At 52.3% G+C, this 266-nt stretch carries 1 pseudogene; it reads right to left on the bottom strand.

What is annotated here, in order from left to right:
- Positions 1-266: pseudogene (locus HBA93_RS21500) on the bottom strand (thymidine phosphorylase); the annotation flags it as partial.

Below are 266 nucleotides of genomic sequence, written 5' to 3'. Positions count from 1 at the left end.
GAGAAATGCGGCCAGATGCACATCCGTATAACGACGTGCAACCACATCATCAATTATAGCGCTGAGCCCGTTATAGTCGAAACGGTTGCCGTAAATACGGCTGCGAATATGGGAGAGCGATGTTAATGCAGGCGGGTGGGTTACCTCCACCGGATCACCCTCCTTAAAGCCGAGCAAAACCCACGTCGCTTGCGCTAAGCCGGTTGTATCCAGAGCGAGCAGACTACCTTCGATTTGCAAGAGCTTGGCATAAAAAAACCGGGCAC

Source organism: Ochrobactrum sp. SFR4 (assembly GCF_019730395.1).
Taxonomy (GTDB): Bacteria; Pseudomonadota; Alphaproteobacteria; order Rhizobiales; family Rhizobiaceae; genus Pseudochrobactrum.
Note: the sequence above shows the minus strand (reverse complement) of the source record. Positions and strands in the feature narration are given on the sequence as shown.